General features: G+C 60.8%; 26 protein-coding genes. 7 read left to right on the forward strand and 19 right to left on the reverse strand.

The window, feature by feature from the left end; genetic code table 11:
- Position 1: 1 nt before the first annotated feature.
- Positions 2 to 673, reverse strand: coding sequence for an amino acid ABC transporter permease (locus C934_RS0107890; RefSeq protein WP_018856165.1), 672 nt, complete (start codon positions 671 to 673; stop codon positions 2 to 4).
- The gene (locus C934_RS0107895) at positions 673 to 1,344 is read right to left on the reverse strand and encodes an amino acid ABC transporter permease (RefSeq protein ID WP_018856166.1); all 672 of its coding nucleotides are present in this window, start codon (positions 1,342 to 1,344) and stop codon (positions 673 to 675) included. The genes C934_RS0107890 and C934_RS0107895 overlap by 1 nt, the downstream gene beginning before the upstream one ends.
- A gap of 214 nt (positions 1,345 to 1,558) precedes the next feature.
- Here C934_RS0107895 and C934_RS0107900 point away from each other — a divergent pair, with 214 nt between their 5' ends.
- On the forward strand, positions 1,559 to 2,095 hold the full coding sequence (locus C934_RS0107900; RefSeq protein ID WP_018856167.1) for a hypothetical protein: 537 nt from the start codon (positions 1,559 to 1,561) through the stop codon (positions 2,093 to 2,095).
- A 30-nt stretch (positions 2,096 to 2,125) separates the two neighbouring features.
- Here the strand turns inward: C934_RS0107900 and C934_RS0107905 are convergent, their stop codons facing one another.
- A complete protein-coding gene (locus C934_RS0107905; RefSeq protein WP_051085575.1) occupies positions 2,126 to 3,553 on the reverse strand; it encodes an FAD/NAD(P)-binding protein in 1,428 nt (475 codons plus the stop codon).
- A 284-nt stretch (positions 3,554 to 3,837) separates the two neighbouring features.
- Here C934_RS0107905 and C934_RS0107910 point away from each other — a divergent pair, with 284 nt between their 5' ends.
- The 3 genes from C934_RS0107910 to C934_RS0107920 all read left to right on the forward strand — a co-directional run bounded on the left by C934_RS0107910 (position 3,838) and on the right by C934_RS0107920 (position 6,481).
- Positions 3,838 to 4,671 (forward strand): MetQ/NlpA family lipoprotein, encoded by an 834-nt coding sequence (locus C934_RS0107910; RefSeq protein ID WP_018856169.1) that lies wholly within the window; start codon positions 3,838 to 3,840, stop codon positions 4,669 to 4,671.
- A gap of 93 nt (positions 4,672 to 4,764) precedes the next feature.
- On the forward strand, positions 4,765 to 5,847 hold the full coding sequence (locus C934_RS0107915) for a methionine ABC transporter ATP-binding protein (protein ID WP_018856170.1): 1,083 nt from the start codon (positions 4,765 to 4,767) through the stop codon (positions 5,845 to 5,847).
- Positions 5,828 to 6,481, forward strand: a complete 654-nt coding sequence (locus tag C934_RS0107920) for a methionine ABC transporter permease (RefSeq protein ID WP_018856171.1) — start codon at positions 5,828 to 5,830, stop codon at positions 6,479 to 6,481. Before C934_RS0107915 ends, C934_RS0107920 begins: the two co-directional genes overlap by 20 nt.
- Here the strand turns inward: C934_RS0107920 and C934_RS0107925 are convergent, their stop codons facing one another.
- From C934_RS0107925 to hutI, 9 genes are all read right to left on the reverse strand, one after another.
- On the reverse strand, positions 6,482 to 7,837 hold the full coding sequence (locus tag C934_RS0107925; RefSeq protein ID WP_018856172.1) for an LLM class flavin-dependent oxidoreductase: 1,356 nt from the start codon (positions 7,835 to 7,837) through the stop codon (positions 6,482 to 6,484).
- A 67-nt stretch (positions 7,838 to 7,904) separates the two neighbouring features.
- Positions 7,905 to 8,759 (reverse strand): ABC transporter permease subunit, encoded by an 855-nt coding sequence (locus C934_RS0107930; protein WP_018856173.1) that lies wholly within the window; start codon positions 8,757 to 8,759, stop codon positions 7,905 to 7,907.
- Positions 8,756 to 9,547, reverse strand: a complete 792-nt coding sequence (locus C934_RS0107935; RefSeq protein WP_018856174.1) for a taurine ABC transporter ATP-binding protein — start codon at positions 9,545 to 9,547, stop codon at positions 8,756 to 8,758. Before C934_RS0107935 ends, C934_RS0107930 begins: the two co-directional genes overlap by 4 nt.
- Before the next feature lie 74 nt (positions 9,548 to 9,621).
- Positions 9,622 to 10,635, reverse strand: a complete 1,014-nt coding sequence (gene tauA / locus C934_RS0107940; protein ID WP_026371657.1) for a taurine ABC transporter substrate-binding protein — start codon at positions 10,633 to 10,635, stop codon at positions 9,622 to 9,624.
- A gap of 208 nt (positions 10,636 to 10,843) precedes the next feature.
- Positions 10,844 to 11,452 carry a HutD/Ves family protein gene (locus tag C934_RS0107945; protein ID WP_018856176.1) on the reverse strand — a complete coding sequence of 203 codons (609 nt, stop codon included), beginning with the start codon at positions 11,450 to 11,452 and terminating at the stop codon, positions 10,844 to 10,846.
- 187 nt (positions 11,453 to 11,639) lie between these two features.
- A complete protein-coding gene (gene hutU / locus C934_RS0107955) occupies positions 11,640 to 13,328 on the reverse strand; it encodes a urocanate hydratase (protein WP_018856178.1) in 1,689 nt (562 codons plus the stop codon).
- Between the two features lie 26 nt (positions 13,329 to 13,354).
- Positions 13,355 to 14,155 (reverse strand): N-formylglutamate deformylase, encoded by an 801-nt coding sequence (gene hutG / locus C934_RS0107960; protein ID WP_018856179.1) that lies wholly within the window; start codon positions 14,153 to 14,155, stop codon positions 13,355 to 13,357.
- Position 14,156: 1 nt separating this feature from the next.
- Complete coding sequence (hutH, locus tag C934_RS0107965) at positions 14,157 to 15,692, reverse strand: histidine ammonia-lyase (protein ID WP_018856180.1); 1,536 nt, start codon at positions 15,690 to 15,692, stop codon at positions 14,157 to 14,159.
- Entirely contained in the window at positions 15,689 to 16,951 is a 1,263-nt protein-coding gene (gene hutI / locus C934_RS0107970) for an imidazolonepropionase (protein WP_018856181.1), read from the reverse strand. Before hutI ends, hutH begins: the two co-directional genes overlap by 4 nt.
- 121 nt (positions 16,952 to 17,072) lie before the next feature.
- On the opposite strand from hutI, the gene C934_RS0107975 reads away from it, so the two are divergent.
- Both C934_RS0107975 and hutC read left to right on the forward strand, forming a co-directional pair.
- Complete coding sequence (locus C934_RS0107975; protein WP_018856182.1) at positions 17,073 to 18,434, forward strand: formimidoylglutamate deiminase; 1,362 nt, start codon at positions 17,073 to 17,075, stop codon at positions 18,432 to 18,434.
- Positions 18,435 to 18,490: 56 nt separating this feature from the next.
- Positions 18,491 to 19,213, forward strand: a complete 723-nt coding sequence (hutC, locus tag C934_RS0107980; protein ID WP_018856183.1) for a histidine utilization repressor — start codon at positions 18,491 to 18,493, stop codon at positions 19,211 to 19,213.
- 302 nt (positions 19,214 to 19,515) lie between these two features.
- On the opposite strand, the gene C934_RS0107985 is transcribed toward hutC, so the two are convergent.
- From C934_RS0107985 to C934_RS0107995, 3 genes are all read right to left on the reverse strand, one after another.
- Entirely contained in the window at positions 19,516 to 20,238 is a 723-nt protein-coding gene (locus tag C934_RS0107985) for a CBS domain-containing protein (RefSeq protein WP_018856184.1), read from the reverse strand.
- Between the two features lie 45 nt (positions 20,239 to 20,283).
- Complete coding sequence (locus C934_RS0107990) at positions 20,284 to 20,616, reverse strand: ArsR/SmtB family transcription factor (protein WP_018856185.1); 333 nt, start codon at positions 20,614 to 20,616, stop codon at positions 20,284 to 20,286.
- 95 nt (positions 20,617 to 20,711) lie between these two features.
- On the reverse strand, positions 20,712 to 21,275 hold the full coding sequence (locus tag C934_RS0107995; protein ID WP_018856186.1) for a hypothetical protein: 564 nt from the start codon (positions 21,273 to 21,275) through the stop codon (positions 20,712 to 20,714).
- 123 nt (positions 21,276 to 21,398) lie between these two features.
- Here C934_RS0107995 and C934_RS0108000 point away from each other — a divergent pair, with 123 nt between their 5' ends.
- Positions 21,399 to 21,611 carry a hypothetical protein gene (locus tag C934_RS0108000; RefSeq protein WP_018856187.1) on the forward strand — a complete coding sequence of 71 codons (213 nt, stop codon included), beginning with the start codon at positions 21,399 to 21,401 and terminating at the stop codon, positions 21,609 to 21,611.
- Between the two features lie 85 nt (positions 21,612 to 21,696).
- Here the strand turns inward: C934_RS0108000 and C934_RS34590 are convergent, their stop codons facing one another.
- The 4 genes from C934_RS34590 to ubiV form a co-directional block, all read right to left on the reverse strand.
- Positions 21,697 to 22,053: a hypothetical protein gene (locus C934_RS34590; RefSeq protein WP_113471729.1), complete on the reverse strand. Its 357-nt coding sequence runs from the start codon at positions 22,051 to 22,053 to the stop codon at positions 21,697 to 21,699.
- A 193-nt stretch (positions 22,054 to 22,246) separates the two neighbouring features.
- Positions 22,247 to 22,429 (reverse strand): hypothetical protein, encoded by a 183-nt coding sequence (locus C934_RS0108010; protein WP_018856190.1) that lies wholly within the window; start codon positions 22,427 to 22,429, stop codon positions 22,247 to 22,249.
- Positions 22,426 to 22,842: a hypothetical protein gene (locus C934_RS0108015; RefSeq protein WP_018856191.1), complete on the reverse strand. Its 417-nt coding sequence runs from the start codon at positions 22,840 to 22,842 to the stop codon at positions 22,426 to 22,428. The genes C934_RS0108010 and C934_RS0108015 overlap by 4 nt, the downstream gene beginning before the upstream one ends.
- A complete protein-coding gene (gene ubiV / locus C934_RS0108020; protein ID WP_018856192.1) occupies positions 22,839 to 23,768 on the reverse strand; it encodes a ubiquinone anaerobic biosynthesis protein UbiV in 930 nt (309 codons plus the stop codon). The genes C934_RS0108015 and ubiV overlap by 4 nt, the downstream gene beginning before the upstream one ends.

Raw genomic sequence — 23,768 nt, forward strand, 5'->3', positions numbered from 1 at the left:
GTCAGAGCCCTCTCCAGGCGCTGTGGGCGCGAAGGCGATTTTCGAAGCGCGTCCCAAGCAAGGCAACCAGCTTGGCGGCGGCGTAATAGAGCAAGCCAACGGCCGTCCATACAACAAACGGTTTCAGCGTTCGCATGTTGAGGATGTTGCCGATCTTGGTAAGGTCGACCACGCCGATCACCGAGATCAGCGATGTGACCTGCAACTGGTTGACGAGAAGTGCAATCAGTGGCCCGACCGCGAAGGCGGCAGCCTGCGGGGCGAGCACATGTCGAAGGACCTGCCACCGTGTAAGACCGAAGACTCGTGCCGCCTCGATCTGATCACGGCCGATGGACTCGATTGCCGAAACCGCGATGACATAGATGAAGGCGGCTGTATTGGCCGACAGCGTGATCGTCGCCGCGGTAATCGGCGTGACCCGGATATGGAATAGCCCCGGCAGACCGAAGAACACCAGAAACAGCTGCACCAGCACTGGCGAATTCTTCAAAAGTTCAGAAACGAAGGTGATCACTTCGCTGAGGACGGGCACACGGTAGTAGCGCACAATTGCCCAGGCAATGCCGATCACCAGGCCGATCAGCGAGGTCGCGAGAAAAAGCGCGATATTGACCCCGAGCCCTTGTGCGAGAAGAACCAGATCAAAGGCTGTAAAATCGGCAAAGCGCATCAGGCAACCGCCTCCATCATGTCACGGTTGAGACGGCGATGGAGGATCGCAATCGCGAGCGATACGAGATAGGTCAAAGCCGCATAGACGACGAGAAGCACAACATAGACTTCGAACGGCCGGTAGGTCTGCGACACCACGATCTGCGCCGAGCCGGTCAGTTCGTTGAGCGTGATCGTGGACAGGATCGAAGAGGTGAGGATCATGTTGATCAGAACCGAGCCGAGCGGGCGCACGGATGTCCTGAGTGCGATCGGCAGGACAATACGGGTGAAGATCACCCTGCGTGACAAGCCGCTCACCTCCGCTGCTTCGATGATGCCCTGATCGATCGCCAGGATACCGGCGCGGATGATATCGGACGCGTATGCGCCACCTGCGATCGACAGCGCAATCACGCCTGTTGTGAACGCATCGATGTAAAGACCGATCTCGGGCAGGCCGTAGTAGAAGAAAAACAGCTGCACGATGAATGGCACGTTGCGGAAGATATCGACGTAGACGAACGCAATTCTTCGCAGCGCCGCTGACGAGGATGTGCGCGCGATTGCCACGAAGGCGCCCATGATGACGCTGCCGACGAGCGCGAGAACACACGCTTCTGCTGTCAGCAGCGCGCCTTGTGCGAGAAAGCCAAGATGGGGCAAGAGAATCGACAGGTCGAGCCGCACGATCTCTCCATGAGCACGAGTGAAACCGGTTTCATCGTGTCTCGATGGCCGAACATTGTCAAGAACGGCCTGGAGATTTCCTGCTATATCCAGCGCGAACGGAGAGATTCGTCTCGTCCGGCGGACTTGCACCATGCTTGAAGCAGCTGGGGCAGCACCGGCTTTTCCGATTTTTCAAGCGTCATTCAGATTTACCCACCGAACGAGCACCGCCATGAGCCATATTCCGCAGATCGACTACACCACAGCCTCTGAAGAGATTCGGGCCGCGCATGACGAGGAGATGAAGGTGCGGGGGCGCATGACGAACATGAAGCGTACCTTGCTGCATTCGCCTGCCGCCCACCGCATCTATGCCGAATGGTTCACGCTGCGCGCAGAGCTTTCTGCAATCGCGGATCGACCGATCTGGATCTTCTCGCATGCCATTTCAAAAGCTGCGAACTCAAGGATCGCCATCACTTTCTTTCGCCGGGCACTGATCAATGCGGGTTTCGACCCGCAGGCCCTGGTACTTTCCGAGGAAGAGGCGTTGCTCGATGCGTTCGGCACGGCGATCGTTGCCAATTCCAACGCGGTTCCCGCCGAGATCTGGACGCAGCTGAAGGGGCGCTACGATGCCAAGACGCTGGTCGATCTCGTGGCCTTTGCCGGCATCATGCTTGCAACAGCGGTCTTCAACAATGTCGTGGAGGTTGACTTCGATCCAGAGCTCGAGCCCTTTGCCGAAACCGGCCGATCGGCGTCCTGACGGACCGCATCCTGTCGAGGTCAGGCGAGCCTAACCGTATTCGCCGGCTGCCGTCACCTTTGTGGTCAGCTCACGGGCCACAAGGACGGCATGTTCTGTAATCTGTGGCAGTCCCATCAACTCCCCAAATGTCCCACGCGCCAAGGGGCCGGAAATCAGCAAGGTCGGATCAGGACTGCCATCGGCACCTATCGCCTCCGATCGTTCGGTACATGCAATGCCGAGGCCGGTCGGATCGAGCTGCAAGCGTGATTGATCGCGCAGGCGAGCGAGCCACGCCTGGCTTTCCAAAATGCTTCCATGCGCGGGACCGGTTGTGACAACGACGGCATCAAAGGTCTTCTGTAGTGGTGCGCCGTGTCGCCGTCTCAGTTCCACATGGATTGCCTCGCCGTCACGTTGCACCCGAGCGACAGAGGCCGCCAACACTTCCATCCTTCCTTCTGCAATCGCTCGCTCCAGCACCTCTTCCACCTGCGGAGCGATGCGGAACCGGTGAGCGTCCCAATATGGCCTGATATTGCGTACGATCCTGCAGCGTTCGGCAATCGGCAGGCTCTGCCAGATCGCGTGGCCGTGACCGCGAACCTGGTCGATCACGGCGTGCCACGTCAACCCCGCGGCTGTGGCTTCTGCAATGGTCCGCCGGATCCCCCGCAGCAGCGCCGTCGCGCTATGAGCCGCGGCGGTGTCGAACGCACCGAACGGCTCCTGTGGATACGGAGCATGCCCTCTCGATCTCAATCCGCGGCGGGAAATCGATGTGATCTGTCCGCGATGGCCGGTACGCGTCAGCGAAGCGACGATGTCGGCTGCGGTTAGGCCGTTGCCGACGACCAGCACCCGGTCCGCCGGACGGACAACGTCAAGCGCGCCGGCAACGGTGGAGTTGGCGACAAAGCGGGGGTGTCCTTCGAGAACTCTGAGAGCACGAGGCGCTGACGGCGCTGGATGGCTGGTGGCGATCACCAGGAAATCGGCAACCGTTCGTCCGCCCTTGTCATCGAGGATCTCCCAGCGCCTGCCGCCCCGGCATACCTCGACAACGGCCGCACGGCGATGATGCACGGTCCCGCTTTGCACCAGGGGAGCGAGCGCCGAAGCAATATAGGTGCCGAAGACATGGCGTCGGGGGAAGAGGTTGCCATCCGGCCGAGACGCGTCCGGATCGTCTGCGACAGCATCGTTGCGGGCCATCCATTCGACGAAGTCCTCCGGCCGATCCGGCAACAGGCTCATGCGGGCGGCGGGAACATTGATCCGATGCGTTGGATCGGTGGTATCGTAGGCGAGCCCTCTACCAAGCTCTTCTCGTGGCTCGAAAACCACGATTGTTGGTGGCGGGCTGCATGTGGAGGATGCCAGATGGTACGCAACACCCGCACCAGAAACGCCTCCGCCGATAATCGCCACGACGGGGCGACACGTCTTGCCACGGGTGTCCTGTCGAGATGTCACGCTGCCCTGCTTCACTTGATCGCGACCCAGATCGCATTTCTTGTAAGGCGCGATTTTGTCCCTCGCGCCCCGATGATTCAATTTAAAGGCTCATAGCCAGGACAGCAACTTCAATATTCTACAAAATTAGTAGAATTTTTATCCCGCTATCCCACCAAAGCGCCGAAGAGTTTTTCCGTGCTGCAGCGCAATAGAGATGGGCTTGCTTGGTTTATCCTCAGCGATTTTGAAATTATCTGGCCGTTCGAGGCTTGCCTCATCAATTCAAGACGGGAAACACCACAATGAACAAGAAGACGTCCAAATCCAGCCTGACACGTCGCGCAAGCCTTGCCGCGATCGCCGCCTCCACGATCGCTCTGATCGCATTTGCATCGCCTGTCGCTTCCTTCGCCGAAGACAAGTCGATCAAGGTTGGCATCATGAGTGGCGAGGACGAAGACGTCTGGCGCGTTGTGGCTGCCGAAGCCGCCAAGAAGGGCCTGACGATCGAAACGATCGTCTTCAACGATTATACGCAGCCAAACGAGGCGCTGGAGCGCGGCGAAATCGACGCCAACGCCTTCCAGCACAAGCCCTATCTCGACAATCAGATAAAGCAGCACGGCTATCATATCGTCCCGGTCGGATATACCGGCGTCTGGCCGATCGGCCTTTATTCGAAGAAGCACAAAACCATCGCCGAGTTCGCCGAAGGTGCGGCGATCGGCGTGCCGAACGATCCGTCAAACGAGGGTCGTGCGCTACGCGTTCTTCAAAATGAAGGCATCATCAAGCTCAAGGACGGCACCGGCATCCTCGCGACCGTTACCGACATCACCGAGAACCCGAAGAACGTCGAGATCAAGGAGCTTGATGCCGGTGTGGTCGGCCGCGCCATCGATGATCTGGATGCGGCAGTGGTGAACACCGACTGGGCCCTGAAGGCCGGGCTCTCGGCGGCCGACCGCATTGCGCAGGAACCTATCGCTGACAATCCGTACCGCAACTTCATCGCTGTCAAGCAGGGCAGCGAGAACGAAGACTGGGTGAAGACGCTGGTCTCGTCCTACCAGAACGATGCGGTCAAGGCGGAGTTCGACAAGGTGTATAAGGGAACCGGCCTCAGCGCTTACTGATCGACATTCGCGCCGAGGGGTTAGGCGCGTTGAACAAGGCGGCCCGGGCGTTCCTTGCCCGGGCCGCCTTGGGCGTTTCCGAAGGGAAAGACTATGAATTCAATCGTAACGGCCTCTGTAATCGAGACGCCGCAAGCAACTGCTGAGGCGGTGGTCCGCCTGGTCGACGTACATCGGCATTTCGGCACCACCCCGGCCCTCGATGGCGTAGAGCTCACCGTCCACAAGGGAGAAATCCTGGGTGTAATCGGGCGCAGTGGAGCCGGCAAATCCACATTGATCCGCTGCCTCAACGGCCTGGAGCGTCCGGATCGCGGCTTAATCGAAATCGAGGGGCGCAGCATCGTTGGTCTCGACGAAAAGGAGTTGCAGCCGCTTCGCCGCCGCGTCGGAATGATCTTCCAGCATTTCAACCTGCTGGCCTCCAGGACGGTAGAGGAGAATGTCGCACTGCCGCTCAAGATCGCCGGCGTGGCAAAGACCGAGCGCCTGAGGCGCGCACATGAATTGCTGGAGCTTGTCGGTCTCGCGGGTAAGGCGAAGGCTTATCCATCGTCCCTGTCCGGTGGCCAGAAGCAGCGGGTGGGCATTGCGCGCGCGCTTGCCGCACGCCCTGCCTTGCTCTTGTCCGACGAGGCGACATCGGCGCTCGATCCCGAGACCACACGGTCGATCCTGGCCCTTCTGAAGGACATCAACCGCAAGCTCGGCCTCACCATCATCCTCATCACGCATGAGATGGAAGTCGTCCGCGGCATTGCCGATCGCGTCGCCGTCATCGATGCCGGCCGGATCGTGGAAGAGGGGCAGGTATGGTCGGTGTTCGCTGACCCAAGCGCGCCGATCACCCGGAGTCTGCTGTCCGGCAGCCGCCCACAATTGCCGGAGCATATCGCCGCCCGCCTTTCGCCGACATCAGGGGAGGAAGCGATCATAAGCATCGACATGGCGGGCCTCGCCGCACAGGGCGCGGTCTTTGCCGACCTGTCTGCGGCGCTGCCGCAATCTTTCCGACTCGTCCACGGCGGTATCGACCATATTCAGAACCAGCCGGTGGCGCGGTTCTTCATTGCTGTCCCGATGCGCGACCCTGCGCTCAAGGACAAGGTTCTGCAGTTTCTGAAGGCTCGCTCTGCGCGGGTGGAGGTCCTTGGCTATGACACCGATCATGTTTAATCTTCTGCTTCGTTCCCTCTGGGAAACGATCCTGATGACCGGTGCATCCGGACTGATTTCGCTGGTCTTCGGCCTGCCGCTCGGTCTCGCGCTCGTTCTCACGAACAAAGGCGGCATAGCCGAGAACGCCTGGATAAACGGCATCCTTGGGGCCATCATCAACGGGTTCCGTTCCGTGCCGTTCATCATCCTGCTGGTGGCCCTGATCCCGGTGACGCGCCTGATCGTCGGCACTGCGCTTGGCACCTGGGCGGCCATCGTCCCGCTCGCCATTGCCGCAACGCCCTATTATGCACGTATCGCGGAAGTGTCGCTGCGCGAGGTCGATCGCGGACTGATCGATGCGGTGCGCGCCATGGGCGGCAATCGCTGGACGATCATTCGCGAAGTATTGGTACCGGAAGCTTTACCCGGCATCGTGGCCGGCTTCACGGTCACGTTGGTGACCCTGATCGGGGCCTCGGCAATGGCCGGTGCGATCGGCGCTGGCGGTCTCGGCGACCTTGCCATCCGCTATGGCTACCAGCGCTTCGAGACAACCGTCATGGTGGCAGTCGTTGCCGTCTTGATCGTGCTTGTCTGCGGCATACAGTGGCTCGGCGATCGACTGGTCGAAAGGCTTGACCACAAGTAGTCAGCGGCGAAACGCAGCGGCAGGGTGCGAGGATGGCAACCTGCCGCTGCCGCCAAACAGTTTCTGCCTGAGAGGTCCCTCCGTGTAGTCCGCCTTGAACAGGCCGCGCTCCTGCAGCACCGGAACCACGAGATCGACGAAGTCGCGCAGGCTTTCCGGCGCCACCGTGCGCGCCAGGTTGAAGCCGTCCACACCGCCATCGGAAACCCATGCCGCCAGGCGGTCCGCCACTTGCTCGGCCGAGCCGACGATCGGTTTCATACGGCTGCCAAGTACCATTTGATCAATGATCTGGCGCAGCGTCACCGGCTTTGGCGCTTCCCTGGTGATTGCGGCGAGCGCAGACTGATTGGCATTGGTGGATTTCTGCTCGATCGGATCGTCGAGGCCGTATTTCGAGAAATCAACGCCTGTCGAGGCCGAATAGTGCGCCAGGGAAGCCTCGACACTCGCATGGCGGCGATAGTCTTCGAGCTTGTCGAATGCCTCCTTTTCGGTGCGACCAACGACAACCGTCACAAGGCCGAGAACGCGCAAGGCATCCGACCCGCGCCCTGATGCCGCCGCCTTGTGCTTGAGAGCCGTCACGGTCGGCCTTGCCGCCTGCGGGGTCGGCGTCGCGATGAAGACGCATTCGGCGTGTCTGGCCGCGAAATCCAGCCCGCGCGCCGAAGCGCCTGCCTGGAAGAGCAGCGGCGTGCGCTGCGGCGAAGGCTGCGAGAGATGAATGCCCTGCATCTTGTAGTATTGGCCGTCGTGCTTGACGGCTCGGACTTTGGAAGGGTCGGCGAACACGGCTCGCGCCTTGTCGCCAAGTACCGCATCATCGTCCCAGCTGCCCTCCCAGAGCTTGTAGAGGATTTCGAGATATTCTTCGGCCGCGTCGTAGCGCGCGTCGTGTTCCGGCAGTTTGTCGAAACCCATCGCGCGCGCAGCACTGTCGAGATAGCCGGTGACGATGTTCCATCCGATGCGACCCTTTGTCAGGTGGTCGAGCGTCGACATGCGCCGCGCCAACAAGTACGGCGGCTCGTAGGTCGTGTTGACCGTTACCCCGAAGCCGAGATGCTTGGTGACATAGGCCATTGCCGAGATCGGCATCAGCGGGTCGTTGACCGGGATCTGCGCGCCAGCCTCGATGACGGGTGCCGGACTTCCCTTGTAGACATCGTAGACCCCAACGATATCCGCCAGGAATATCCCGTCCAGCTTTCCCCGCTCGGCTGTCTGGGCAAAGTCCACCCAGTAGTCGAGGTCGGTATAGTGAAGGGACGTATCGCGTGGATGCGTCCACATGCCGTGATTGATATGACCGACGCAGTTCATGTCGAATGCGTAGATCTGCATCTGCTCCATACAGTCATTCCCTGGGCCGGTAGACCCGACACCGTCTTGAGCCACGAGGGACGCTTTGTGTGTACCCCTAGCTCTTACCTTTCCACGGAACGAGGGTCGCTTCCAAGAGGCGAACGGCAGCACTGAAGGCAAATGCACAGGCAGCGATGATGCCGATGCCAACGAAGACAACGTCGGTTGCCAGAAACTGGGACGCCGACATGATCATGTAGCCGATGCCGCGGTTGGAGGCGATCAACTCCGCTGCAACGAGCGTGCCCCAGCCGACACCAAGCGCAATGCGGATACCCGTCAGGATCTCCGGCAGAGCCGATGGCAAAACGATGCTGACAAGAAGCTGCAAGGGCCGGGCGCCAAGTGACCGCGCCGCGTTGACGCGCTCGATCGGCAGGGCGCGCACGCCAGCCTGCGCCGAAAGGCAAATCGGCGCGAACATGGCAAGCACGAGAAGCGTTACCTTCGACGTCTCGCCGATGCCGAGCCAGATGATCATCAGCGGCAGATAGGCGAGGGGCGGTAGCGGCCAGTAGAATTCGATCGGTGTATCGAAGATGCCCTTCGCCCAGCGATTGAGCCCCATCAGCAGGCCGATCGGGATGCCGGCGGCAATCGCGATGGCAGCTGCCGTTGCAATCCTGAACAGGCTTGCCGAAATATGTTCGCCGAGCGAGGCGCCGGCATAGCCGTCACGATAGACGGCTCCAATCTGCGTGGCGACCTCCTGCGGTGTCGGCAGGAAGAGACGCGGTACCAACCCCAGCCTGGCAATCAGCCACCAGGTTCCAATCAAAGCGACGGCTGTCGCGAAGCTGATGACAAGCGTATTGCGTTCGCCGACGCCGAACCCGTTCATCTCGACGGTTTTCGGTTGATCCGTTTCGGCCCGCACGACCACGCCCGTCGTTTCGATGACATTGCTCATTCCGCCGCACTCCTGATCTCGTCGGAGCCATGCAGAATGGTCCGGATTTCTTCTCGCAAACTGGCAAACTCCGGTGCCATCTTGATCGATCGAGCGTCGCCAGTGCGGGCGAACTCGCGAACGAAATCGAGTCCGAAGCGCGCCACAATGCGGCCGGGACGCGGCGACATCACCACAAGCTGCGTCCCGAGGAACAGAGCTTCCTCGATCGAATGTGTAATGAAGAAAATGCGTTTTCCCGTTGTTTTCCAGATCGATACGAGGAGTTCCTGCATCTGTTCACGCGTCAGGCTGTCCAGGGCTCCGAAAGGCTCGTCCATCAAAAGCACATCAGGATCGGCGGCAAGGGCGCGGGCAATCCCGACGCGCTGGCGCATGCCACCAGACAATTCGTAGGGAAAGGCTTTCGCGAAGTCTTTCAGACCGACGAGAAACAGAAGCTCTTCCGCGCGGGTACGCCGCACCGCTTTTGGAGTACCCGTAAACTGAAGGCCAAGTGCGACATTGTCGACGACCGACTTCCAAGGCAGCAGGGTATCCTTCTGGAACACGACGCCTCGGTCGGCGCCAGGGCGCGTGACCGGTCGTCCATCAAGAGTAATCGTGCCCGAGGAAAGCGGCAGGAAGCCCGCAATCGCATTGAGGAGTGTGGACTTGCCGCAACCCGATGCACCAAGTGCCACGACGAAGCTGTTGTCTGGAATATCGAGAGAAACGCGATCCAGGGCATGGACCGTCCGGCCATCCCGCGTCCGAAAATAGACGCTTGCGTGATCGACTTTGAGCATGTGCCGTCTCTTCATGTTGTGACGCTGGCGCGATATCGCGCCAGCGTACCAGGATGGGAGGATTGTTCGTTATTTCAGTTACTTGCGTTGACAAGTGCATCCGGCGTGACAAAAGCCGCGTAGCTCGGCAGCACCTCGCTCACCTTGCCCTGATCCTTCAGGAAGGCGGCCGTGTCCTTGAGGATCTTGGCAGCGCCCGACTTTTCGCCGCCACCGAGCCAGGCTTCGGACGCCTGCACCTCAGGGGTCAGCAGCGTGAGGTTCTTCAGTGCGGCAGCCTGCTGCTCGGGTGTGCCACCAAGTGTCTTGGCAAGCAGCTTGGCATTTTCGCTGTCGGCGTCCCAGGCCTTCTTGTCTGCCGCGAAGGAGGCGTAGTACTTGTTGACCACGCTGGCGAAGCCCTTCAGGAACGCCGGGTTCTCATCGGCGAACTTCGATGCGGAAACCCATGCGGAGAAAGTGGGCGCGCCCTTGTCGGCGACATCCTTGGAGGTGACAAGCACCTTGCCGTTCTTTTTCAGCTCGCTCAGCGCCGGATCCCAGACAAAGCCACCGTCAATGTCGCCGCGGTTGTAGCTGGCGACGATCTCGGGCTGCGGAATTGCAAAGACCTGAACATCCTTTTCCGTCAGTCCGAGGGATTTGATCAACGCAAGAAGCTGATAGTGGTCGGTCGATACCGGCGCGGCAGCGAGCTTCTTGCCCTTGAGGTCAGACAGAGACGCAATGCCCGAACCGTTGCGAACGACCAGCGCCTCGTCGATGCCGGAGATCGAGGAAAGGTAGAAGGCCTTGACCTCCAGTCCGCGCGAGGTCGCAGCCGCGAACGGGCTCGAGCCGACGTAGCCGACCTGCACATCGCCCGAAGCGATGGCCGCGAAGATTTCAGCCCCGGAGTTGAACTTGCGGAAATCGATGTCGTAGCCGGTTGCCTTCGCAAATTCGCCATTGGCGATTGCGACCGACGACGGAAGCGCATCCGTCTGATAGGCTACCACGACCTTCTTGTCGGCTGCCTGTACGGAAAATGTTGCCAGCAGGCTCGCGGAACCAAGTGTGATCGCCGCCAATAATGTCCTGATATTCATGTTTCGCCCCCTTGCGGCTGAGCGTCAGCTTCAGCGCCTGAACTTGTTTCGACGCTTAGACCGTAGGGCGGATGCTTCAGCGGACACAGGCAAAACTATCTATTTTATAGAATATAAGAACAATATTGTTTTTTGATTGAGTTGAGGCGCAAACATTCGCGCCTCGGCCGGCTGAGGGTCCTCGGTCTGCATCATTTGGGAAATGGCCTCAGACCGGACCGATAAGGATCAGGAAGCAGCGCGCTCTGCCGCTCACCTCGACATCCCCGGGTTGCTCGAGCAGAAGCTCGACATCCCCGGGGTGCTCGAGCAGAAGCGTATCACCTGGGCCAAGATCCACGCTTTGACCACTCCATTCAACGGTGAGCGCGCCCTGATGACAAAGGAGAAGCCACGTCGGCGCGGCGGGCTGAAAGGTGGCCCTGGAATCGATATCAACCCTCTCGACCCGGTGGCGCAATCCGTCGCGACGCGTCATGACGTTCAGGTCCGTGATGGGTCCCTCGGCAAGCGTTGCAGTGACAGCGACATCGGCGGCAAAGGCGAGGGGAGCGCTGTCCTGCGTCAGCAACAGCGGATTATCCCCATCGATCGCGAGCTGCATGCCGTTGCCGTCGATAATCGAAAGCGTCCGGTCGATGCCGGGAAAGATCGAGAAGGGGCCATCGGTCGCGACCGTTGCCATGCTGACGCGCCAGTCGAAATCAGAAAGGGCCGCCCCCTCGGGCGAGACGGCGACCTCAACGGTCTCGCCGCCGCCGTTCTTCCACGGCATGCGGCGATAATTGCTGGCTCTGAGGATGGTGGCGCGGGTCATTGTTGCTCCATCATTGTGAACTCCCTGTCACCGGCTGGAACTGAGCGACACTGGAAACCCTTCCCCCTATTTAGGGAGATGCCTTCGATCCTCTCCTCATGGCACAGGCTTTTCGGAGGCATTGATCCTTCTCATCGTCGACAAGACCGTCGCACGATGCGGCGGCCTTGTTCGACTGATGTGAGGCTTAGTTTCCGAGGATTGCGGGCAGGCGCAGGCCCTGTTCCTTGGCGCACTCGATCGCGATCTCGTAGCCCGCGTCGGCATGGCGCATGACGCCTGTTGCCGGGTCGTTCCAGAGAACCCGCTCAAGTCTGCGCGCCGCCTCATCAGTGCCGTCGGCGCAGATGACCATGCCGGAATGCTGCGAGAAGCCCATGCCGACGCCGCCACCGTGATGGAGCGACACCCAGGTCGCACCCGATGCGGTGTTCAGGAGCGCATTCAAAAGCGGCCAGTCGGAGACAGCATCCGAGCCGTCCTTCATCGCTTCCGTCTCGCGGTTCGGTGAAGCGACGGAGCCGGAGTCGAGGTGGTCGCGGCCGATGACAACGGGTGCTTTCAACTCGCCGTTCCTGACCATCTCGTTAAACGCAAGGCCGAGACGATGGCGATCGCCGAGACCGACCCAACAAATGCGCGCCGGCAATCCCTGGAAAGCGATGCGATCGCGGGCCATGTCCAGCCAGTTGTGCAGGTGCTTGTTGTCAGGCAGAAGCTCCTTCACCTTGGCGTCGGTCTTGTAGATATCCTCCGGATCGCCCGACAGGGCTGCCCAGCGGAAGGGACCGATGCCGCGGCAAAACAGCGGGCGAATATAGGCAGGCACGAAGCCCGGGAAGGCGAAGGCGTTTTCCAGGCCCTCGTCCTTGGCAACCTGACGGATGTTGTTGCCGTAATCGAGCGTCGGAACGCCAGCATCCCAAAAGGCAACCATCGCTTCGACGTGGACCTTCATCGAAGCGCGCGCGGCCACTTCGACAGCCTTCGGATCGCTCTCGCGCTTGGCCTTGGCTTCCTCGACAGTCCAGCCGGCTGGCAGGTAACCGTTGCGCGGATCGTGCGCGGATGTCTGATCGGTCACGATATCGGGGCGAGGGCCACCGGCTTTCATGCGGCGAACGAGTTCCGGGAAGATTTCGGCAGCGTTGCCGAGCAGTCCGACCGACTTTGCTTCGCCGGCCTTCGTCCACTTGTCGATCAGCGCCAGGGCCTCATCGAGTGTCTTCGCCTTCTCGTCGACATAGCGTGTACGCAGACGGAAATCGATGCGCGTCTCGTCACATTCGACGGCCAGGCAGCAGGCCCCCGCCATCACGGCTGCGAGCGGCTGTGCACCACCCATGCCACCAAGACCGCCGGTCAGGATCCATTTGCCCTTGAGGTTGCCATCGTAGTGCTGGCGGCCGGCCTCGACGAAGGTCTCGTAGGTTCCCTGCACAATGCCTTGCGTGCCGATATAGATCCATGAGCCGGCTGTCATCTGGCCGTACATGGCAAGGCCCTTTTTATCCAGCTCGTTGAAGTGATCCCACGTCGCCCAGTGCGGCACGAGGTTCGAGTTGGCAATCAACACGCGAGGGGCATCCTTATGCGTGCGGAACACGGCGACTGGCTTGCCGGACTGCACGAGGAGTGTTTCATCCTCGTTCAAAGTCTTGAGGGTCGCTGCGATACGGTCGAAATCGTCCCAGGTGCGGGCTGCACGGCCGATGCCGCCATAAACCACCAGTTCGTTTGGATTTTCCGCGACGTCAGGGTCGAGGTTGTTCATCAGCATGCGCAGCGGCGCTTCGGTCATCCAGCTCTTGGCGTTGAGTTCACTGCCGCGCGGGGCGCGGATCTCGCGAATGTTGTGACGTGGATTTGAGGTCATGCGGGGTTCCCCCTGTCGAGTGATCGTTATCGTTTCAGGTCCGGCGCGATCTGCTCGATGCGCACCAGAATGTCTTTGAGGTGGACGCGAAGGCGCTCTGCCTTGGCAGCGTCGTAGGCAAACGGCGGCGCCTCGGTCTCAAGATGCGTCGATTGCGCAAGTTCCATCTGGATGGCGTGCACGCCCGTTTCGGGCTGGCCGTAGTGGCGCGTCGTCCACCCACCCTTGAAGCGGCCGTTGAGCACGCAGTCATAGCCTTCGGCCGCCTCGACGACCGTGAGCGTCGCCTGTTCGATGGCCCCATCGCAGGTCTTGCCCATATCGGTGCCGATGTTGAAATCCGGCAGCTTGCCTTCGAAAAGGAAAGGAATATGCGAGCGGATCGAGTGGCAATCATAGAGGATCGCCACGCCATGAATTGCTCTCACACGCTCGACCTCGGCGGCAAGGGCTGCATGATAGGGAGCATGAAAGTCCCTGATCCGCGCCGCAATGTCGGCTTCATCAGGTGCCCGTCCATCCTTCCAGATCGCCTTGCCGTCGAAGTCCGTTTCAGGAACCAGGCCAGTGGTGTTTTGGCCGGGATAGAGGCTGACGCCTGCCGGATCGCGGTTGGCGTCAATGACGTAGCGATGGAACGTCGCGCGCACCGTCGTCGCATCGGCAAGCAGGCCGTCATAGAGGTCGTGGATGTGCCAGTCGGTATCGGCAAGAATCCTGCCGTTATCATTCAGACGCTCCCAGATGTCGGCGGGCACGTCGGTCCCGGTGTGCGGAAAACCCAGGATAATGGGTGAAGAACCGTGTTTGACGTCGACGACAGCCATCTCAGACCTCCAGAGCCGGCAGGATGCCGCTTGAGACTGATGCATTCAGCGCGCCTGTCGCGACGAGGTCGCCCGCCGCCTTCAGATCGTTCGCCATGTAGCGATCGAGCTCCAGCGTCGGTACCACGCTGCGGATGGTGGCGATCGCCTTCTGCAGTTCGGGACCGGTCGTGAGTGGCGCACGAAATTCCACGCCCTGTGCTGCGGTCAATGCCTCGATGCCGATAATGCTGAAGAGGTTGTCGGTCATCTGGAGCAGACGACGCGCGCCATGGCATGCCATCGAAACGTGATCTTCCTGGTTGGCGGATGTCGGCGTCGAATCGACGGAAGCCGGGTGCGACATCTGCTTGTTTTCCGACATCAGCGCTGCCGACGTTACCTCGGCGATCATCAGGCCCGAGTTGAGGCCCGGCTTCTTTGCCAGAAAGGCCGGCAGTCCATAGGAAAGCGCGGGATCGACCAGCAAGGCGATGCGCCTTTGCGCGATCGCGCCGATTTCGCAGATGGCGAGGGCGATCTGGTCGGCTGAAAAGGCAACCGGCTCGGCATGGAAATTGCCGCCCGAGACAACCGAGTTGTCCGAAAGCACCAGCGGGTTGTCGGTGACGGCATTTGCCTCGATCTCCAGTGTGCGCGCGACCGAGCGCAGAAGATCCAGGCAGGCCCCATCGACTTGCGGCTGGCAACGAATGCAGTAGGGATCCTGCACACGCTCGTCGCCCTCAATATGGCTCTGGCGGATGACGGAGCTTTCGAGGAGCGCGCGAAGTGCCGCGGCCGTATCGATCTGGCCCTTGTGGCCGCGCAGCGTGTGAATATCGGGATGGAAAGGCGCGGACGAACCCATCGCCGCATCGGTCGACATGGCGCCGGTAATCAGTGCTGCCTGAGCTGCGCGGTGAGCCCGGAAGAGACCGGCAAGCGCCAATGCCGTCGAGGTCTGCGTGCCGTTGATGAGCGCAAGGCCTTCCTTGGCGGCCAGCACAACGGGCTTCAAGCCAGCCTTCGCAAGGGCGGCCGCGCCGGACAGGCGTTCACCCGCAAGGAAGGCTTCGGCTTCGCCCATCATCACCGCGGCCAGGTGGGCCAGCGGCGCAAGGTCGCCCGAAGCGCCCACGGAACCCTTTTCCGGGATGACCGGGATGACACCTTTTTCGAGCATGCCTTCGATCAGCCGCACCAGTTCGAGCCGGACGCCGGAGGCGCCGCGACCGAGCGAAACGAGCTTCAAGGCCATGATCAGGCGAACGATGTTTTCGGGCAACGGCGCGCCGACGCCGCAGCAGTGGGACAGGATAAGATTGCGCTGGAGCGTCGCCACGTCAGCACTGTCGATCTTGATCGAAGCAAGTTTGCCGAAGCCGGTATTGATGCCATAGACCGGTGCATTGCCGGCCGCGATCTCAGCAATGCGGGCAGCGGCCTTGGCGATACCGGCATCAAAAGATGCGTCGAGCCTCGCCGGTTCACCGGTCCAGTAGATCGTCTCCAGATCCCTGAGCGAAACGGAGCCTGGATGGAGGGTAATGGTCAACGGTCGATCCTTTCGCCCTTGAAAACATGTGCATGAAGCGGGTTGAAGCCGATGCGGTAAACGAGCTCCGCGAGGCTTTCGACGTCCCAGATCGCAAAGTCCGCGGACTTGCCGGTCTCGAGTGTTCCTGTCTCGCCCAGAAGCCCAAGGGCGCGTGCACCCTCGCGGGTCGCCCCCGCAATGCATTCCTCGACAGTCAGGCCGAAGAGCGTGGCTGACATATTCATCGTCAGAAGCAGCGAGGTCAGCGGCGAGGTGCCGGGATTGCAGTCGGTCGCAATGGCAATAGGGGTGCCGGCGTCGCGCAGCGCCTGAACGGGCGGCTTCTGCGTTTCGTTGATGGCGTAGAAAGCGCCAGGCAAGAGAACGGCGACTGTACCCGCCGCAGCCATGGCGGCAGCACCCTCGGCATCGAGATATTCGAGGTGGTCGGCAGAGAGCGCACCATGGGAGGCGGCGAGCTTGGCGCCGCCAAGATTGGACAATTGTTCGGCATGCAACTTGACTGGCAGACCGAGTGCCTCTGCCTTGTCGAAGACCCGGGCGATCTCGGCGGTGGAAAAGGCGATGCCCTCGCAGAACCCGTCGACTGCATCAACCAAGCCCTCGGCATGGGCGTATTCGAGGCCTGGGAGGACGACCTCGGCAATGTAGTCGCTGTTGCGCCCCCTATACTCGATCGGCGTTGCATGAGCGCCGAGATAGGACGTGACGACGCGCACCGGGCGAAGGCGCTCAAGCTGGCGGGCAGCGCGCAACATCTTCAGCTCGCCGTCGACGTTCAGCCCATAGCCGGACTTGACTTCGATCGTCGTCAGCCCCTCGCAGATCAGCGTATCCAAGCGGGGAAGCGCCGCCTTGACGAGGCCTTCGACCGAGAGCGCATTTGTTGCCTTGACGGAAGAGACGATGCCGCCGCCGGCGCGCGCAATCTCTTCATAGGTCGCACCTTCGAGGCGCATCTCGAACTCGCGGGCGCGATTGCCGCCAAAGACGATGTGGGTGTGGCAGTCGACGAGGCCCGGTGTAACCCAGCGGCCCTCGAGATCCGTGATCTCGGCGCGCTCGATAGCGGCAACAGGCAGTTCGTCCTCGGAGCCGACGTAGCTTATGCGCCCACCCTCGGTGACGAGGGCGCCTTTTTCAACGATGCCGAGGCCCTGCTTTTGTGGGTCGAGTGTTGCCAAGCGCACATTCCGCCACAGATGCGGACGGACGTCGCCGGATGACTCATGGCTTGAAAATTTGTTCCCATTCATCAGCTTTGCGCCTTTCCTTATGCGGAAACATGTATATACATAATAAACCGATGACAAGTGAAATTTTGTGCGCCTCCATGGAAAAGAAAGATGCGCGGCGCCAAAGAGGAGAAAAAGCGTTATGGCTCAGACGGTGGCGACCAGACTTCATGCGAGCGCGGCACTCCTGCCGCAGGGATGGCGCAAGGACGTGCGTGTGACGATCGAGGACGGCCTGATTGCGACCATCGAGACCAACGTCGCTCCGACGCCAGCCGATGATCGTCACGGTACGCTTGTGCCCGCGATGGGCAATCTCCACAGCCACGCTTTCCAGCGCGCCATGGCCGGCCTTGCCGAAGTGCGGGGACCAGCCAATGACAGCTTCTGGAGCTGGCGCACGGTCATGTACAAGTTCGCATTGTCGATGACGCCCGAACATGTCGAAGCCGTTGCCGCCCAGCTCTACATGGAGATGCTCGAGGCCGGCTTTTCCCGGGTCGGCGAATTCCACTATCTGCACCACGACAAGAACGGCACTCCCTACGCCAACATTGCCGAGCTGGCCGAGCGCATCGGGGCGGCGGCAAATGTCAGCGGCATCGCCTTGACACTGCTTCCCGTATTCTATGCCCATTCTGGCTTCGGTGGCGCGGCACCGATCGAGGGTCAACGGCGCTTCATCAATTCGCTGGACAGTTTTGCCGCCCTGATGGACGGCTGCCGCAAGGTGACGAGCGGGCTTCAAGGTGCCGAGCTCGGCCTTGCCCCACATAGCCTGCGCGCCGCCACGCCCGAGGAGCTGGCCACGGTCGTCCCGCTTGCCGGTAACGGCCCGATCCACATCCACATCGCCGAGCAGGTCAAGGAAGTCGAGGATTGCATCGCCTGGTCGGGCGCCAGGCCCGTCGAATGGCTGCTTGCCAACCAACCCGTCGATGATCGCTGGTGCCTGATCCACGCGACGCACATGAGCGACGAGGAAACCCGTGGCATGGCCCGTAGCGGCGCGATCGCCGGCCTTTGCCCGATTACCGAGGCCAACCTCGGCGATGGCACCTTCGAGGCACCGCTCTTCATCGAAGAAGGCGGACGTCTCGGCGTCGGCTCCGATTCCAACGTGGCGATCTCGCTTTCCGGCGAACTGCGCCAGCTTGAATACTCAGAGCGTCTGGCGTTGAGGGCCCGCAACGTGGTGGCTGCACCCGGCGGCTCAACGGCGCGCAGCCTGTTCGATCATGCAATAACCGGTGGCGGCGCCGCCCTGAAGGCCCCTGGGGGAATTGCCGTCGGTCATCACGCCGATCTCATCTCGCTCGACACGACCGCCGTGCCCTATCTTTCAGGCGACCAGTTGCTCGATCATTGGATTTTTGCCGGCGGTGTCGCGGTCGACAGTGTCTGGGCGCTCGGCCGCAAGCAGGTGGAAGGCGGCCGCCACGTAGCGCGCGAGGCAATCAATCGCCGGTTCCTGAAGGCGATGGGCGAGCTTCTTTCAGCATAGGGCTTTCCAGGTCCCGACATTCACATTAGAGCGGGAGGTATAACCGGAGCGTGACGATGAACCAAAGCAAGGACATAACCTTGCATCAGCGGATCGTGAGTGACATCGAAGGCCGCATCGTCTCGGGCGAATGGCCACCGGGTCACCGTATCCCGTTCGAAGTGGATCTCACCAAGCAATATGACTGTTCGCGCATGACCGTGAACAAGGCGCTGACCCAGCTCGCCAAGGCGGGCCTCATCGAGCGTCGGAAGAAGTCCGGCAGCTTCGTCACACAGCCGCAGGCACAATCGGCCGTCCTCGAGATCCACGACATCGGCGCCGAGGTCAAGTCGTTGAATCTTGCCTATGCCTTCACGGTCTCAAAGCGCGTGCAACGCAAGGCCAAGGCCGAGGACATCGGACGCCTGGACGTCATGCCGGGCTCTTCCGTTGTCGACGTGGCCTGCATTCATCACGCGGGCGGGCGGCCATTCTGCCTCGAGGAAAGGCTAATCAGTCTGTCGACCGTACCCGAGGCGGCCGACGCCGATTTTTCCGAGATGGCACCGGGCGCCTGGCTGATCAATCAGATCCCATGGAGTAGCGCCGAGCACCGCATCCATGCCGTATCGGCCGGCGCGGACGAGGCTGCCGCCCTGGACATCCCGCGCAACACGGCCTGTCTGGTCGTCGAACGCCGCACCTGGAGCAATGTCGGGCCAGTCACTCACGTGCGCTTCACCTATCCCGGCGACCGGCACGCACTGGTAGCGCGCTTCACCCCGGCGTCGCAATAGCGAACGGCCTTGTCAGACTGTGTTGTCAGACGGCGCTGTCAGACGGCCTTGTCAGCAAGACACCTGTTCCTCGAAGCGCAAGTCTCCTACCCGAGTTTCGTGGCTCGCCAGTGAACGCAACCGAACGTGACGCAAAACGTCTCAAACTTCAGAAGGTTGATGTCTCGCATGCCGCCGCAAGCTCGCCATCGCCAGCAAGACTGCCGCAATGCATTTGGCCTCAGCACCTTTGCCTCTCCTGTCATCGGTGCGGGCCTGTCATGCGGCTTTTTGCAACGGTCTAGCCGCCAGTTGAGGCGCGCTCAGTTCAGCCTCTCTTCGACGGTTGGTGACGGCGCCAAAATCCTGAAGCTCTGATCGATCCAGGTGAGTTCGTCCCGAACGGCCTGCACGCCGGCGACATTCTCCGCCGCAACTCTTACGGCCGCCCGCACCCGCTCGTCGGGAACCGTCCCTCTCAACACGACAATGCCGGCATTGACGCTGACGCGGATCTGTCCACATCGAGCCCATTTTCTGGTCTGCAATTCCGCCTCGACGTTCGATATGATCGTCCTGTCATCAATCGGAAAGACCGAGACCGATCGCGATTGTCGAAGCGGCTTGAGGAAGTCTTTCCTGGTAATGATGCCGACGAGGCTGTCCCCCACGACCACCGGCAGCCGCTTTACACTTGTCTGCTCCATCAATTCTGCCGCCTCGGTCAGCGTCGCATAAGGAGAGACGGTCACAAGCGGACGCGACATGACTTCACCAACACGCCGTTCGCGCAAGGCCACATATTCGTCGGCAAGGCAGTCTTGACCCGTCAAGAGTTGCAGCCACCATGAACGGCGCGTCTCGGTCTGCGCCTCCGTCCTTCGCACCAGGTCGCTTTGGCTCAGCAAACCCACCAGGCCGCCCCGCGCATCAAGCACCGGAAGGCCACTGATGCGATGGTAGAGCATCAGTTCTGCACCATCGATCACGGTCGCCCGCTCAGTGATCGTGATGACGCCTTCTGTCATGATTTGACTTACGCGCATTTCAGGCACCTCCAGGGCGCAAACGGGAACCGGTTCTACGAATGCCTACACGCCGTCCCGCGTGACGTCCGAGAACCCGAACATCGACAACTGAACCCCATAAGGAAAAAGAATGGTGTTAACGAGCAGGAGCGCCTTGTCGCTTCTGCTGCCAGACAGGGAATAGTAGGTCGTCTGCGCTTCACGACGCTGCTTGACCAGCTGATGCCGTCGAAGGATGTTCAGGTGCTGCGAAAGGGCAGACCGGCCCAGACCGATGCGGAGCGCGAGTTCCCTGACGCAGATTTCGCCCTCGGCGAGTGTTCTCAACACGGCCAGGCGATTGGCATTCGCGAGCGCCGAGAAATATGCAGCGAGTTCGCCGTCGTCGCCGAGCATCGCATTTCCTCCGGAATGAACGGAGCAAATAGTAGCGACCTCCCGGATCCCTTCATTGAGCCAGCGCAAATTGCTGGGGAAAGACGGCTCGTCTCCTAGCGAAGTGCACTCGCCGTCAAAACGATGGAGAAGATCATCAAGGCTGCTGAACCGCAACGCCTGGCGATCAAGGGCATGTGATCGCTTTCGCCGATCACCAGCCTGCCGGCGGTAAGCCAAATCAGGGAAGTCGAGAGTGCCACGGCGACGAACGCCATCATCGTGCTGAGCGCAAGTCCATCCTGCGCGGAGGGAATGATCGTCAATCCGATTATTATTGCCTTCGGATTGAGCAATGTCGTCACGAACACGTGCCGGGGACCCGCAAATTCCGTCGAGGTGACGGTACTGCGCCCCCAAAGCTTGAATGCAAGATAGAGCACCCAGACGGCGGAGGTGGCCTTCACGACTTGCAGCGCGAGAGGGTGAGCATGCAGGAAAGGACCAGCGACGCTTGAAACGGGAACTATGATCGCAAGGTAAGCGAAGACAACGGCGGCGAGCACCTCAAGCAAGCCAATGCGAGATAGGCCGTGCGACGCCATGACGAGCAATGCGTTGGTCGGTCCCGGCAGTATCAGAAGTGTGAAAGCACCAAGTGCAAAGCTGAGGTCATTCATGGTCCGTATCCTGTGAAACTCGCTGCTCGCACGATGCGACGTCGGCCACATTGACATTGATCATTTTGGGAGAACTTGTCGCCACACGACGTGTTATGCTGGGACATGGATGGAGGTACCGCGATGCCTCACTTGATCTGGTTTCTGCTTACCCGCCTTTCGGCCGGATTCGCAATCGGATCCGTGGCTGGATTGGCTATCTGGAGGGTCGGCTCCTGGGGCGCAGGTATTGAAGTGCCCGACTATTATGTCGCCCAGGGCATGTTTGTCTATCTGTTCGGCAGCACGATCGCTGCCGGTTACCTGGCGACGGCGCTGTGGCTTGATGAACCTTGAGCGCCGAAAGTCCGGCGCAAATGCGCAAAGCCGAAGGCATGAGCGCCGAGCGGCGCGATATTGACGACCAGGGCGATCCTGCCGCTCAGACCAACCCGAGCCGAGAACGGCTGCCTTTCTGTTTCCAGGAGCTCCACTGGTCTTGCCAGGTCCACAGCGGCTCCGGAACCGGTTCTGCTTTTCTGCGGTTGCGAACGTCGGTCGCTGTGACAAGGAGCGTCTCGCAGTCGTCCTGGCGATCGCCGATAAAGGCGAGCGCCATCTCACAGAAACTATCAAGATGTTGAAGGAGACGTTCCTCTGTGGCGCGGGGAGGGGTGTCGACATTGAGGAGCGCACGTCGCGTGACAACGATCGTCCGTGAACGACCGGCTGCCTGCAAAACGATGCGTCCGGACCTCTCCTTTCCGTCCAGCCACGCCGCGACTACCGTATACCGCAAACTTGCTCCCTCCTTGCCGCGCGCCAAAAGCGCCGCTGACGCCGATCCCTTGCCGAAGTTCTGCGAAGATTAGCAATGCGCTCTGCCAAAACCTTGATCTGGGTCAAACCGTGACATCATACCTGCCGGGCCCAAATACCTCCGTGAAGCCGGCTCGAACTCGCACTCGATGAACGCGAACTGGAATGAAGGCTTATTCACCGGAGCGTTCCCTGCAAAGCCGGTCTTGCAGGTCACCCGGATCTTTCGAGAACCACCCGCGGGAATGGAAAAGGAACGCCTCCAGGACCGCCCGCTGCTCGCCGCCAGACGCTCCCCAAAGGCTGACGAACTCCAGAGCGTCGATATGTCTCTGCCAGCTCCGTTCGGAATTCATGACAAGGCCTCCTGCACCTCAACATGCCTGGTTGATGGAGCGAGCATGTCGTTTCGATTGAAGGCGAAGGCTCTCAGGAGCTGCGATCCCAACCGCGCCTGCTGGGCCAGGTCGTCGAAGATCAACGCCGCTTCCTCAACCTCCCCAATCTCTGTTGCCGGCCCGAACTGGTCGAGTTCCTTCAGAAGTTCCATAAGGGTCGACACTTTGTCCCGTTGTCGCATGGCAGACAGAAACAGCTCCTGGACGACGGCAGCGCGCTGTTTCGGCACCAGGCTGACCAGGACCTGGCCCACAACCGTGGAGCAGCCGCAATCGAGCGCCGGATTTTTCGCGAAAGCCTTGATCTGGCGAACCGCTGCAAGAATATGATTATCGGCGAGACTGCTGCTTCGCGATTGCTTCCCTGTCATCTGCTCGCTCCTTCTGTGTTCCTTTGTCTTGCAATCCATTCCGCACCGGCGCGCCCGTGGTGAAATCCGTTCGACAACGGGACGTCGGGATAGAGGCTTCGTATTCTTGAGCCCGTCTCCGCCGGCTCGAGGTGACCGTCGAGCATCTTGCGATAGAGCGCGGACACGGCAACCATGTCGCAATCCTGCGGCGAGAGGCGCAGTGAGCTGACGCCCAGTGCGTCCCACTCCTCCGGCCCTTCCAGAAGCGCCTGGCAGGAGTGGGAGACCGTCTGTACGCCGTTCAATGCGAGAAACGGCTGGTTTGAAAGCGTGGCTACGGAAAGGCCGTCGGGATCTTCCTGGCAAACGAACTGACAATTGTCCTTGGTCTTTCCCTTGGATCGGGCATGCGCGCAACGCGCCGAGATGGCGAGTGGTAAGCGGCCAAACGCGAAGAGCTCGAAATCACCTCCGGGGCAGGATCGCGTGATCTCGGCGACCGACGCTGCCGGCAGCTCCGGGGGCAGGCAGATGCTGGCCGCGCCGTTTCGTGCGAGAAGCTTGGCCGACGGTCCATTGTAGACATTGACAAAGGGTCCGACGGTGTGACGCCGGCCCTTCAGCATCTGAAGGGCGGAAAGGTCGTTGGCTTCGACCAGGTGACCTTCATCGGCTGCAACTGATCTCTGATATTTCGATTCACGATCGAGGGTTACAAGGGCGAGCGTGGAGAGACGGACTTCCTTTCCCGCCGCCTCCAGGCGTTCAACGACAGCCACGAACTCGGGTTCCATGAAATGCAACCGCTTGGAACAGACGGTCTCGCCAAGCACCACGACGTCGACAGGCGACTGGTCGGCGATTGCGAAATAGAAGTCGCGCCAGCGCTCTGTCGGCCAAAGATAGAGGAGCGGCCCCAAGGTAAGCTTCAAGGGAGATTTCAT

This window comes from Rhizobium sp. 42MFCr.1 (assembly GCF_000377185.1).
In the GTDB taxonomy this organism is placed as follows: domain Bacteria; phylum Pseudomonadota; class Alphaproteobacteria; order Rhizobiales; family Rhizobiaceae; genus Rhizobium; species Rhizobium altiplani.

What these genes read in the sequence shown, in the direction of transcription:
- C934_RS0108000 (WP_018856187.1), top strand. Translation starts at nt 21,399, where the DNA reads ATGCCTCACTTGATCTGGTTTCTGCTTACCCGCCTTTCGGCCGGATTC.
- C934_RS0107945 (WP_018856176.1), bottom strand. Translation starts at nt 11,452, where the DNA reads ATGACCCGCGCCACCATCCTCAGAGCCAGCAATTATCGCCGCATGCCG.
- C934_RS0107975 (WP_018856182.1), top strand. Translation starts at nt 17,073, where the DNA reads ATGGCTCAGACGGTGGCGACCAGACTTCATGCGAGCGCGGCACTCCTG.
- C934_RS0107985 (WP_018856184.1), bottom strand. Translation starts at nt 20,238, where the DNA reads ATGCGCGTAAGTCAAATCATGACAGAAGGCGTCATCACGATCACTGAG.
- C934_RS0107910 (WP_018856169.1), top strand. Translation starts at nt 3,838, where the DNA reads ATGAACAAGAAGACGTCCAAATCCAGCCTGACACGTCGCGCAAGCCTT.
- C934_RS0107930 (WP_018856173.1), bottom strand. Translation starts at nt 8,759, where the DNA reads ATGAGCAATGTCATCGAAACGACGGGCGTGGTCGTGCGGGCCGAAACG.
- C934_RS0107920 (WP_018856171.1), top strand. Translation starts at nt 5,828, where the DNA reads ATGACACCGATCATGTTTAATCTTCTGCTTCGTTCCCTCTGGGAAACG.
- C934_RS0107990 (WP_018856185.1), bottom strand. Translation starts at nt 20,616, where the DNA reads ATGCTCGGCGACGACGGCGAACTCGCTGCATATTTCTCGGCGCTCGCG.
- C934_RS0108010 (WP_018856190.1), bottom strand. Translation starts at nt 22,429, where the DNA reads ATGAATTCCGAACGGAGCTGGCAGAGACATATCGACGCTCTGGAGTTC.
- hutI (WP_018856181.1), bottom strand. Translation starts at nt 16,951, where the DNA reads ATGAATGGGAACAAATTTTCAAGCCATGAGTCATCCGGCGACGTCCGT.
- ubiV (WP_018856192.1), bottom strand. Translation starts at nt 23,768, where the DNA reads ATGAAATCTCCCTTGAAGCTTACCTTGGGGCCGCTCCTCTATCTTTGG.
- C934_RS0108015 (WP_018856191.1), bottom strand. Translation starts at nt 22,842, where the DNA reads ATGACAGGGAAGCAATCGCGAAGCAGCAGTCTCGCCGATAATCATATT.
- C934_RS0107890 (WP_018856165.1), bottom strand. Translation starts at nt 673, where the DNA reads ATGCGCTTTGCCGATTTTACAGCCTTTGATCTGGTTCTTCTCGCACAA.
- C934_RS0107935 (WP_018856174.1), bottom strand. Translation starts at nt 9,547, where the DNA reads ATGCTCAAAGTCGATCACGCAAGCGTCTATTTTCGGACGCGGGATGGC.
- C934_RS0107995 (WP_018856186.1), bottom strand. Translation starts at nt 21,275, where the DNA reads ATGAATGACCTCAGCTTTGCACTTGGTGCTTTCACACTTCTGATACTG.
- hutG (WP_018856179.1), bottom strand. Translation starts at nt 14,155, where the DNA reads ATGGCTGTCGTCGACGTCAAACACGGTTCTTCACCCATTATCCTGGGT.
- C934_RS0107900 (WP_018856167.1), top strand. Translation starts at nt 1,559, where the DNA reads ATGAGCCATATTCCGCAGATCGACTACACCACAGCCTCTGAAGAGATT.
- C934_RS0107925 (WP_018856172.1), bottom strand. Translation starts at nt 7,837, where the DNA reads ATGGAGCAGATGCAGATCTACGCATTCGACATGAACTGCGTCGGTCAT.
- tauA (WP_026371657.1), bottom strand. Translation starts at nt 10,635, where the DNA reads ATGAATATCAGGACATTATTGGCGGCGATCACACTTGGTTCCGCGAGC.
- C934_RS0107915 (WP_018856170.1), top strand. Translation starts at nt 4,765, where the DNA reads ATGAATTCAATCGTAACGGCCTCTGTAATCGAGACGCCGCAAGCAACT.
- hutU (WP_018856178.1), bottom strand. Translation starts at nt 13,328, where the DNA reads ATGACCTCAAATCCACGTCACAACATTCGCGAGATCCGCGCCCCGCGC.
- hutC (WP_018856183.1), top strand. Translation starts at nt 18,491, where the DNA reads ATGAACCAAAGCAAGGACATAACCTTGCATCAGCGGATCGTGAGTGAC.